Annotated in this window: 9 protein-coding genes; 6 read left to right on the top strand and 3 right to left on the bottom strand. The window is 30.1% G+C overall.

Annotated features, from left to right (window positions below):
* Positions 1-65: 65 nt before the first annotated feature.
* The gene (locus BUA82_RS14535) at positions 66-1,331 is read right to left on the bottom strand and encodes a D-alanyl-D-alanine carboxypeptidase family protein (RefSeq protein WP_073009755.1); all 1,266 of its coding nucleotides are present in this window, start codon (positions 1,329-1,331) and stop codon (positions 66-68) included.
* 160 nt (positions 1,332-1,491) lie between these two features.
* Between BUA82_RS14535 and BUA82_RS14530 the strand changes: the two genes are divergently transcribed.
* Together BUA82_RS14530 and BUA82_RS14525 are read left to right on the top strand one after the other, a co-directional pair.
* Positions 1,492-2,109, top strand: a complete 618-nt coding sequence (locus BUA82_RS14530) for an NUDIX hydrolase (protein WP_242948980.1) — start codon at positions 1,492-1,494, stop codon at positions 2,107-2,109.
* A gap of 298 nt (positions 2,110-2,407) precedes the next feature.
* Complete coding sequence (locus tag BUA82_RS14525) at positions 2,408-3,217, top strand: polysaccharide deacetylase family protein (protein WP_073009749.1); 810 nt, start codon at positions 2,408-2,410, stop codon at positions 3,215-3,217.
* A gap of 197 nt (positions 3,218-3,414) precedes the next feature.
* Here the strand turns inward: BUA82_RS14525 and BUA82_RS14520 are convergent, their stop codons facing one another.
* Both BUA82_RS14520 and BUA82_RS14515 read right to left on the bottom strand, forming a co-directional pair.
* A complete protein-coding gene (locus tag BUA82_RS14520; RefSeq protein ID WP_073009746.1) occupies positions 3,415-4,137 on the bottom strand; it encodes a type 1 glutamine amidotransferase in 723 nt (240 codons plus the stop codon).
* A 12-nt stretch (positions 4,138-4,149) separates the two neighbouring features.
* Positions 4,150-5,499 (bottom strand): Mur ligase family protein, encoded by a 1,350-nt coding sequence (locus BUA82_RS14515; protein WP_073009743.1) that lies wholly within the window; start codon positions 5,497-5,499, stop codon positions 4,150-4,152.
* A 173-nt stretch (positions 5,500-5,672) separates the two neighbouring features.
* On the opposite strand from BUA82_RS14515, the gene BUA82_RS14510 reads away from it, so the two are divergent.
* From BUA82_RS14510 to BUA82_RS14495, 4 genes are all read left to right on the top strand, one after another.
* Complete coding sequence (locus BUA82_RS14510) at positions 5,673-7,436, top strand: tetratricopeptide repeat protein (RefSeq protein WP_073009740.1); 1,764 nt, start codon at positions 5,673-5,675, stop codon at positions 7,434-7,436.
* A gap of 43 nt (positions 7,437-7,479) precedes the next feature.
* The gene (gene manA / locus BUA82_RS14505; RefSeq protein ID WP_073009737.1) at positions 7,480-8,454 is read left to right on the top strand and encodes a mannose-6-phosphate isomerase, class I; all 975 of its coding nucleotides are present in this window, start codon (positions 7,480-7,482) and stop codon (positions 8,452-8,454) included.
* Between the two features lie 202 nt (positions 8,455-8,656).
* Complete coding sequence (gene pckA / locus BUA82_RS14500; RefSeq protein WP_073009735.1) at positions 8,657-10,186, top strand: phosphoenolpyruvate carboxykinase (ATP); 1,530 nt, start codon at positions 8,657-8,659, stop codon at positions 10,184-10,186.
* Between the two features lie 316 nt (positions 10,187-10,502).
* Positions 10,503-11,342: an undecaprenyl-diphosphate phosphatase gene (locus BUA82_RS14495; RefSeq protein ID WP_073009732.1), complete on the top strand. Its 840-nt coding sequence runs from the start codon at positions 10,503-10,505 to the stop codon at positions 11,340-11,342.
* The last annotated feature ends 145 nt before the right edge of the window (positions 11,343-11,487 follow it).

Below are 11,487 nucleotides of genomic sequence, written 5' to 3'. Positions count from 1 at the left end.
CCTCTTTTATAAGTATTTAAATGGTTATAATTAAAGGCTGGGTATAATAACCACAGCCTTTAAGTTTAATATCTTCTTCTGCCTCTTTTTCTGCTTCTTTTAGAAAAAATTCTTATAATTAATATTATTAATACAAGTATAAAAATAATAGCAGCAAGGGTTATGCCATAGATAACTATATTTTGTTTTAATAAATCTTGGGTAGTTATATTGGCTTTAACAGCATACTCATGGGAGGAAACCCTTTGACTAACCTTAAAAATAGAAGCTTTAGGGTTTTTAGCGAGGTTCCATCCATCTGTTTCTTTTATTTCTACAATTCCTTTAGTTTCATTTTTATTTATTTCATTATCATAGATATTTACATCTTCTGTAAGGATAAAAGGTACATCTATGGTTTTTTCAGGACCAAAGAATTTAAACAGCTTATACTTTATAGGGTAAGTGCCTACAGTGGTATCCGCTTTCATAAATGAAGTTTTTTCTGCAGCATAGCTATAATCTATTACCTTTTTCATATCTTCAAATACTGCGGTGTCATTTAGGTCATAAACAGAATTCATAACTATTCCTATTAAAGTTCTTCCATCTCTTTCATAAACTGTAGCCAAACATCTGCCAGCATCCTTAGTATAGCCGGTTTTACCAGCTACGCAGCCATCAACGCCTACATTTTTATTTCTATTTTCCACATTGATAATTAAGTTGTTAGAAGTTTTAATAGTGGCGTTTTTGGTATTCATAGTTTCTTTAACCCAAGGGTTTTCATAAGCTTTTTTAGTGATTATAGCTAGTTCATAGGGAGTGGTATAATGATTAGCATCTGGAAGACCGTTAGGATTAACAAAATGAGTGTCTTTTAAATTCCATTCTTTTAGTTTACTATTCATCATCTCAGAGAACTTTGCATTACTACCAGCTACATTATCTGCAATTACATAAGCTATATCATTACCGGAAAAAAGCATTAATCCTTTCATAGCATCCCCTGCAGACATGGTAGTGCCAAGAGGTATTGGGCCGAAACTTCTATAAATAGCATAATCCGGTTGCTTTAATGCATCAGGAGTAAATTTAAGGGTATCTTCTTTACTTTTATTTTCTGCCAATAAAAGTGCTGTTAACAGTTTTGTGGTACTAGCAGGATAAGCTTTTGAATCTGGTGCTTTAGTGTAAATTATTTCTCCAGTTTTCAAATCCATAGTTATGGCAAATTTACCTTGTATATTAGGTGGCTTTACTTCCGCATGAGCCTTCTTTACTAAATTTGGTGATAAAATATTTATAGAAAGTGCTAAAACTAAGGTTCCAATTATTTTTTTATATCTCAATTTAATCTCTCCAATTATCTTAAATTTATTATTTATGCAATTAAATTAATTTTTAACATAGATAGTATAACAAATATACTAAGTATGTACAACATTTTGGTGTTGAGTTAACAGAATTATAATGTAATAATTTATATATATAATTACTGAGAGGTGATATTTGTTGAATTTAGAGTCTATTGATAATATTTTTAGAAACAGAAAGGGAAACCTTATAGGTAAATATAAGAAAAGTGCTGTAATGATATTACTTTATGAGAAGGATGGAAAAGACCATATAATATATGAACAAAGAGCCTTTACTTTAAATCATCAGCCAGGAGATATATGCTTTCCAGGAGGTAAGATGGAAGAGGATGAAAGTCCAAAGGAAACAGCTATAAGAGAAGTAGTTGAAGAATTAGGAGTAAAGGAAGAGGACATAGAATTTTTAGGTGAAATGGACTTTTTTATTAGTCCCTATGGAGCCATTATGTATCCCTTTGTAGCAAGACTTCATACTTCAGATATTAATCCCAATAAGGATGAGGTAGATCATATTTTTATGGTGCCTTTAGATTATTTTGAAAATAATCCGCCGGAAGTGCATGAAATAAATATAAATCCGGAAATAAAAGATGATTTCCCATTTCATATGATTTATGGCGGTAGAGAATACAAGTTTGCCAGAGGTAAGATGGTGCAATATTTTTATTCTTATTATAATCATAATATATGGGGTTTCACCGCATTAATAACTAAAACTTTCTGTGACATAGTAAAAACAGGTAAAAAGTAAGAAGTGCAGTGAATAGGTAAGAAGTAAGAGGTAAAAAGTAAGAAGTAGTAGATAATAGGTAAGAAGTAAGAGCTTTTGAAAAAATTCAGCAAAGCTGCATTTTCAGCACAACTATTACTTCTTAGCTATTACCTCTTACTTATCCACAAATTAATTCTAAAAAACTCTATTAGTTTTATCAATAACTCTTATTTCTTAGTTCTTACTTTATATTTTTTTATTTTCTATAAATTAACACAAATAAAATAACCTTCTCTAAGCACAATAGTAATATGATGTATGAGAGAAGGTTATATATATGATTAATAAAAATATTAAAATATTTTTGATTACCTTTGCTTTTATTTTAATTAATAATTTTAATATAATAAATGCTTTTGCTGCTCCATTTTATCTATCTATAAAGGATAATGAAGGAATAAATGAAATATCTAGAGATAATCTTATGGATAAGAAGAGTAAGGTAGTGTTTTTAACCTTTGATGATGGACCCTCCCGTCATAATACAGAAAAGATACTGGATATTTTAAAAAAAAATAATGTTAAAGCTAGTTTTTTTATCATTGGTGAAAATGCGCAGCGTAATAAAAGTGTACTTAAAAAACTAGATGAAAATGGTATGGCAATATATCCTCATTGCTACAATCATAACTATAAAGAGTTATATAAAAATAAAGAAAGCTATATGGAAGATTTAAAAAGATGCATTGGTATAATAAATGAAAGTGGTATATCTAATAATGAAAAATATGTAAGGATGCCTGGAGGTTCTAACAACTCCAATGTAGATAAAAAAGTTATTAAGGATATCAAAAATGAAATACTTAATAGTGGTTATAATTACATAGATTGGAATGTAGATTCCATGGATGCTTATACCAAAAAAGTTTCCGTGGATACCATTAAAAGAAATGTGATTAAAGAAAGTCAAAACATGAGAATTTCGGTGCTTCTATTTCATGATTCAGAAATAAAAATTAATACTGTGGAAGCGCTTCAGTATATAATAGATTTTTATAAAACCCATGGATATGAATTTAAAACTTTAAACCAAATAACATTGCAAGAAAAGAAAAGAATGAAAGATTCTTTGATAATAAATAGATAGGATTACAATTTAGAATTGAGAATTTAAAATGAAGGAGGAAACTCGAAGAGTTTCTAAGAATTTATTAGAAATGCCCAAAGGCTTCAGGCCTTTGGACATTTCTCTTTCTATAAATTGTAAGTTTTTCTGATTCTTTTTCAGAAAAGTTATCCTTCATTTTAAATTTTGAATTCTAAACTTTAAATTATTTTACCATTCTAAATTTTCAATTTACTTATCATTCCTTCTTTTGCAGCTATTTCATAGCTATCTTCTAAGGATGACAGCTCAATAGGCCCATATTTAAATGTTAAAGCGCTAATAATAAGCCTATCTGCTAGTTCTGGATTTTTTGATAATAAGGAGCCATGAAGATAGGAGCAAAAGGTATTTTTATAAATACAACCTTCATAGCCGTCCTTTCCGTTATTGCCATAACCTTTAATAACCGTTCCTAAGGGCTTAAGATTTCCTATATAAGTTCTACCTGAATGATTCTCAAAGCCTACATAGGTTTCATTAAACTCTTCATTTTTAATTAGGGTGTTTCCAATAAATCTGTTGTCACCAGCTTCAGTATATATGTCCAAAATAGACAGACCTTCAAGTTTTTCTCCAGTAGGGGTAGTGTAATATTTTCCTAAAAGTTGATAGCCTCCACATATAGCCAGCAAAACTTTACCGCTTTCTATGTATTCTTGTAAAGCTTCTTTTTTAGAACCCGATAAATCCTTAGCTACTATAGATTGTTCATAGTCCTGTCCACCGCCAAAAAACACTATATCGTAATCCTCTTTGTTAAAGGGTTCCCCCAAGGACAAGTTTTTAATGTTAACCTTTATTCCCCTTTGTTCACATCTATATTTCAATATTAAAATATTTCCTAAGTCACCATAAACATTAAGAAGATCAGGGTAAAGATGACAAATATTAATTTCCACGATTATTCCTCCTTACCATAACTTTTCTATATATCCTTTTGAATGAAGATATTTTCTGTAATTAATCATAGCTGTATAGGTAGCAAAAATGTAGGTAATATCCGCTGTGGATTTAGATAAACCTTCTGTGAGCTGTTCATAGCTATCCTTTAATTGAAGGGTATCTTTATCTAATCCAGCAATTTTTAATCTTACAGCCATATCATATAATCTATCTCCACCTATAAATATTTCTTTTAAATTAAGGGAAGTGAGCTTTTCAAAATTTACATCCCAAATCCAAGATATATCTGTACCATCTGCATAATTATCATTGAGTAAAAAGGCTGCAGAGGCGCTGGAGTCATTTAACATCACAGTATCTATAGCTTGATTATAACCTGCAGGGTTTTTAACCAATATAATTTTAACTTTTTTACTGCCAATATTAATTATTTCCTGCCTTCCAAAACTGCTGCTTTGATTACTAAAGGAGGATTGGATGTACTCATCTTCTATATTCAGTTCCTTACATACAGCATAAGCACATAAGGCATTATATATGTTATAAACGCCTCCTTGATTTATGTTAAATACAGTATTGTTTATTTTAAAACTAGATGATTCTGAGGAGGCAGATATTATAGACTCCACCCTATAGGTTAATAGAGGCCTTGAATAACCGCAATTATCACAGTAAAAATCCCCTAAATGATTATAGGTAATAAAGTTATATTTATAAGGAGACTTACATACCTTACAAAACTTTGCATCAGCATTGATATCAATTTCTTTATTTGTAATATTTGACGTGGTAAAACCATAATATACTATAGGGTTTTTTATATCTAAATTGCCTAATAAAGATTCATCACCATTTAGAACCAGGGTGCTTTCAGGAACTTTTACAATACCTTCCATTATTTTGTTTAATGTAGTATATACTTCTCCGTATCTATCTAATTGATCTCTAAAAAGATTTGTAATGGTAATAACTTCAGGAGTGATATATTCAGTAATAAATTTAACATTAGCTTCATCTACTTCAATAACAGCGTATTTTTCTTGTGTTTTATTATTGAATTTATAGTTTGATATAAAACAAGATACTATACCTGGAAGCATATTTGCTCCTGTACTGTTAGTAATAACATTAAAGCCTTTTTCCATGAGAACATTGGTTATCATACTTGTGGTGGTGGTTTTACCATTAGTTCCTGTTACTAAGATAACTTTATAATTTTTGGTTATATGCTTTAATATTTTTGGGTCTAGTTTTAGAGCTACCCTTCCAGGAAAATTGCTGCCACCTTTTAGAATATATTTTGATAAAAATTGTGTAATTTTTGATGCAATTATTGCAGTAAAAGTATTCGTTTTAATGTTAACACCACCTTAAATAAAAAATATAATACAATAAAAAACTAATCAAAGTATACCATAAATAAAAAATCATTGGTAGTTTAAGGACAGCAATAAAGTTACTTGATAAAATTAAATTTCTCATTTGATAATTTAAAAATTTAGTAGAGGTGCAGTATGGGGGTAATAAAAAAATGAAAATATTCATGAAGAAAAGCCATATATATACTATTCTTTCTGTAATTTTGGCTTTTATTTTTACTACTGCAATTATTGTTAATAAAAACAAAAGATTCAAAGATATTGTTTTTATTAAAGATATAAAACTCACGCAGGAATCTTTAGAGGATAAATACTATTATGAAAAGGCAGCCCTGGCAGAAAAGCATTATTACGAAAATAAATACAATGAAGCTTTAGAAATATATATAAGTCTTTATGAAGAAAGTCATGAGGAAATTTGGTTACTAAAACAAGCTGAGATATATTCCATATTAGAAGACTATGAAAAGTCTAGAGAGTTAATTGAAGATGCAAAATTAAAAAAAGAAGATAATAAAGAAAAACTAAAAGATGCCATGAATTCAAAGATTATGGAAAAGGACGCGGAAGTTTTAAATTACATGGTTTTTTTACAATTAATGAATAAAGATTTTCAAAAAGCTATAGATGATGGGAAAAAATATATTAATATTTATGACGAATATAAGCCTTTAATAAAAACCGTTTTTACTTTGTGTTTGGTAAATCAAGATATAGAAGCAGCAAAAGCAATACTAAAAAATTATCCAGTAGATTATAAATCTTCTTATGACCTAGCTGAGTATGCATGCCTTTATATGATTTTAGATGACTGGGAGCAAGGATTAAACATACTTAGAAATGCATGGGCAATAGATAATGATGAGCATAAGGTCTTTGATGTTATTGCACAGATATCAGCTGATAATAGCAATGTTCTCATACAAAAAATATCTACTTTAATAGCAAGTCACCCTGTGGATAATTCTTATAAATTATGGCTTGCAAAGATATATTCCATGAGAGAAGAAACAGCAGATAACGCTTTGAAATTATTAAGTGAAATAAAAGGTGATTTTGATGGTAAATTACAATATAATTTGATAAAGGCAAATGCCCTTCAAAATGCAGGAAATGAGGAAGAAAGCCATGGCCTGATAAGTACCATTATCACTGCCACTGGTGAGGACTATAGAACCTCCCACACGGCAGGATGGTATTTTTATAATAAACATCAGTATGATGAGGCTTTATATTATGCTAATAAATCCATGGAGCAGAATAAGAATTATACTGATAATTATGCATTTCTTATTCCTGAAATATATAAAAGCCAAGGAAAAGGGAGAAAGGCAGAACCCTATTTTAGAAAGGCTATATATAATGAACCCTATAATTATAATATATTTATAAATTTGGGGAGTTATTTTTGGAATACCGAGAATAATGATGGTAAAGCTTTAGAGTATTATTGTTTCGCTGAAAAGTTACTCCCTAATAATGGAGAGATTAAATACAAAATGGCTTTTATAAATATTAATAAAAAGAGGTATGATGAAGCTTTAAAAATATTAAAACAATGTATTTTACTTGATAGTTCTATATCCAAATACCATAGGAGCATAGGAACCATATACATGACGCAAGGAAACCATGATGAGGGAATAAAAGAAATAAGAATTGCTTATGAATCAGATAAAAAAGATATATTAAATTTAAATAATGCAGGAATATATTATATAACTGTGGAGGAAAACATTGAAAGAGGGCTATATAATCTGAAAGCAGCTTATGAAAAAATAAATAATAAAACTGAAAAATATGTATCTGATACTATAAAAGAAAATTATAATAAAGCTAAAGAACTTTATGAAAAATATCAATCTTCTCCCTCGGAAGAGCTTTTGACTGTACCTGATTTTGTGTTATTCTATTAAGTATAAGAGTACAAGTTTAATTTCATGAAGCGGAGGACTAATTATGTATCCTATAAAATTAGAAAATTTATATTATGATAAGATCTGGGGAGGTAGAGATCTAGAGATTTTTAGAGATAACCTTCCAGAAGGCGATATTGGAGAAAGCTGGGATGTGGCATGCCATCCTCATGGAACAGGTAAAATTATTAATGGTATATATAAAGGATTGAAGCTGGATGAGTTAATTAAAATAAAGGGTAATGAGCTTTTAGGTACAGAGATTTCCAAAGAAAGATTTCCTCTTTTAGTTAAATTAATTAATGCCAAGGATAAGCTTTCAGTTCAAGTGCATCCAGAGGATGAATATGGATTTAAGCACGAAGGAGAACCAGGTAAAACAGAAATTTGGTATGTTGTTGAGGCCTTTGAAAATGCAAATTTAATTATAGGTACTAATAATTGTACCAAAGAACAATTTGCTAAGGCTATTAAAGAAGGTAACACAGAAAAGTATTTAAATAAGATCCCTGTTAACAAAGGTGATGTATTTTTTATAAAAAGTGGATTAGTGCATGCCATTGGTGAAGGGGTTATCATTGCTGAAATTCAGCAAAATAGTGATACTACCTATAGGGTATATGATTATGATAGAGGAAGAGAAATCCACGTGGAGAAAGCTTTAGATGTTATAAACTTTAATCTTAAAGGGGAAAGAAGAAAAGGTATAAAAGTTAACTATGATTGTTATTCAAAAACCTATTATGCGCTATGCCCTTATTTCTCTTTGGAAGAATATGATATTATAACAGAGGCTAATGAAAATAGTGATAAAGAAAGGTTCTTTATCTTTACCTGCGTAGAAGGGGAAGGTGCCATTAATTATTATAATGCCAGTGAAACCCTAAAAAAAGGAGATAGCATACTTATACCAGCTACATTAGGGGAATATAAATTAACTGGAAAAATGAAGCTTTTAAAAAGCTATGTGCCAGATATAAAAAAAGTAGAAGAAGAAATAATGAGTTTTATCCGATAAAATATTTAGGAAGTCTTTTCATAAGGGCTTCCTTTTTTACGGTAAAGAGTTAATAAATAACTTCCTTTTACAACTAAATTGACAGTATAGTGCAATAAAACTTGCAAAAATATTTTTACATAGGCTTAAAAAGAATTTTTTTCTTGCAAAAAATATTTAAAAATGTAATAATTATAAGTGAAAACGTTTGGAGGGGATTGTATTGGATATTTTAGAAAAGTTAAAATTAAATACTGCTACTATTTATGAGGATTTATCACCTGCAAAGCTTATAACAGAAGCTGTTAAAAGAGGAGAAGGGATACTGTGTTCAAATGGAGCTTTAAGTATTCATACTGGAAAGTGTACAGGCAGATCTCCAAAAGACAGATATATAGTATGTGACGAAACAACAAAGGATAATATAAACTGGGGAGATGTAAATCTACCTATAGAACAGAGTAAGTTTGATGGACTACTAAATGAGGTTAAAGATTATTTAAAAGAAAAAGATTTGTTTGTTTTTAATGGTAGAGTGGGAGCTTCAGAAGATTATAGTATAGGTGTTCAAAGTATTTGTGAATATGCTTCTCAATCCCTATTTTGCCGCCAATTATTTATTAGAGAAAAGTCCAATAATAAAGAAGAAGGGTTTACTGTGTTATCCGCACCTGGTTTTAAGGCAGATGCTAAAAAATATTCATTAAACTCTGAAGTCTTTATAATAATTAATTTTACACAAAGAATTGTACTTATAGGAGGCACTCAATATAGTGGAGAAATAAAAAAGGCCATGTTTACAGCTATGAATTATTTCCTTCCATTTAAAGGAGTTTTGCCTATGCACTGTTCTGCAAATGAAGGAAAAGATGGAGATGTAGCTATATTATTTGGCCTTTCAGGCACAGGGAAAACCACTTTATCAGCGGATCCTGAGAGAGCTCTTATAGGTGATGATGAACATGGATGGAGTAAAACTGGAATATTTAACTTTGAAGGTGGCTGTTACGCTAAAACTATTGATTTAAGCAGAGAGAAAGAAAGGGATATCTATGATGCTATAAGGTTTGGCAGCATCTTAGAAAATGTAGTTTTGGATAGCGATAATAATCCTATATATGATAAGGGCTCCATAACAGAAAATACTAGAGGAAGCTATCCTATATATCATATAAATAATGTAAAGAGTACAGGAAATGGTGGAGTACCTAAGGTGATTTTATTCTTAACCGCTGACGCTTTTGGGGTATTGCCTCCTATCGCCAGGTTAAATAAGGAACAAGCCATGTATTACTTTTTATCCGGTTATACCAGTAAGGTAGCAGGAACAGAGCGAGGATTAAAAGAACCTCAAGCCACTTTTTCCACCTGTTTTGGTGCACCATTTATGCCTATGAACCCAAAAGTGTATGCTGAGCTTTTAGGGGATAAAATTGAGGAATATAATGTTAGAGTATATATGGTTAATACAGGATGGATAGGCGGTTCCTATGGAGTAGGCAACAGAATAGCTCTAAAATATACAAGGACATTGGTAAAGGCAGCTATAAATGGCGAGTTAGAAAAAGAACATTGGGTAGAAGATGAATACTTTAATCTTATGATTCCTGTTAACTGCCCTGGAGTACCTTCTGAAATATTAAAGCCTCAGGAGACTTGGGCAAATAAAGAAGATTATAAAAGTACATCAATTTTATTAAAAGAAAAATTTGAACAAAATTATAAAAAATATTCTCATATAGAAATAGGTTAAGATAATTTAGAATTTAAAATGAAGGATAGTTTTTCTGAGAAAGAACCAGAAAAACTTACAACATAATTAAAAAAGATTAGACTCCTGGAGGAGTTTCGGGGAAGTGGTGCAGGCAAAGAAACTCCTGAGGGAGTTTTTTGTTTGGCACAAATACAATATATATTCAAAGAAACTCCGTTAGGAGTTTTTTCCTTCATTCTACATTCTAAATTAAATAATGCATTTTTATTTATAAATTACGTATACATAAGTGGACAAGTTTCTAGGGGAATTTTATAATAAGATAGTACAGTGGCAAAGAAAGGTTGGTAGTAGGATGGACTTTGTTTTTATTTTTAAGGCTATAATTATTTCCATAGTTGAAGGAATAACAGAATTTCTTCCAATTTCATCTTCAGGACATATGATTTTGGTGGGGGATTTAATTAATTTTAATGATGGTAAGTTTACCATCATGTTTGAGATTGTTATTCAGTTAGGTGCTATATTAGCAATAGTTGTTTTGTACTGGCATAGGTTTAAAGATAGCTTAATATCTTTCTTTAAATTAGAGCCTTATGGTTTAAAGTTTTGGACCACTATATTGGTAGCTTTTTTACCTGCTGCGGTAATTGGATTTTTATTAGATGACTTTATAGAAAATCATCTATTTAATTCTAAGACGGTAACTATAGGCTTTATAGTTGGTGGTATTTTACTTATCATAATAGAAAATAATTTTAGAAGAAAAAGCAGAAGAAAAAAAGTTACAACTTCTATAGATAAGGTTAATTATAAACAAGCTATAAAAATAGGACTATTTCAGTGCATTGCCATGTGGCCAGGAATGTCTAGATCCGCTTCCACTATTATGGGCGGCTGGATAGCAGGTTTAAATAATACTGCAGCAGCAGAATTTTCCTTCTTCTTAGCCATTCCTACCATGGTAGGAGCTTCAGCTCTTAAACTTATTAAGTATGATGCATATTCCAACATAAGCAAAACTCAAGTAACCGCTTTGATTATAGGTTTTATTGTAGCTTTTTTAGTAGCTTTAATAGTAGTAGATGCTTTTATGAATTTCCTTAAAAAGCATCCTATGCGAGTATTTGCTTTATATCGTATTTTCATGGGAATAATATTAGGAATTCTTGCATTTACTAAAGTTATAATGTAGACAAGACAATGGCAGCCATATGAGTTATGAGTTATTATTTTTTAAATAACAACTCATAACTCATATGGCTGCCATTGTGTAAAATGTTAAAAAATCACTGATTAAAACTGCAGAAAGTTACAAATAATAAAAATGTACTTTTAAA

Source organism: Clostridium amylolyticum, assembly GCF_900142075.1.
GTDB lineage: Bacteria > Bacillota > Clostridia > Clostridiales > Clostridiaceae > Clostridium_AA > Clostridium_AA amylolyticum.
This window is presented reverse-complemented; position numbering and strand designations above follow the sequence as displayed.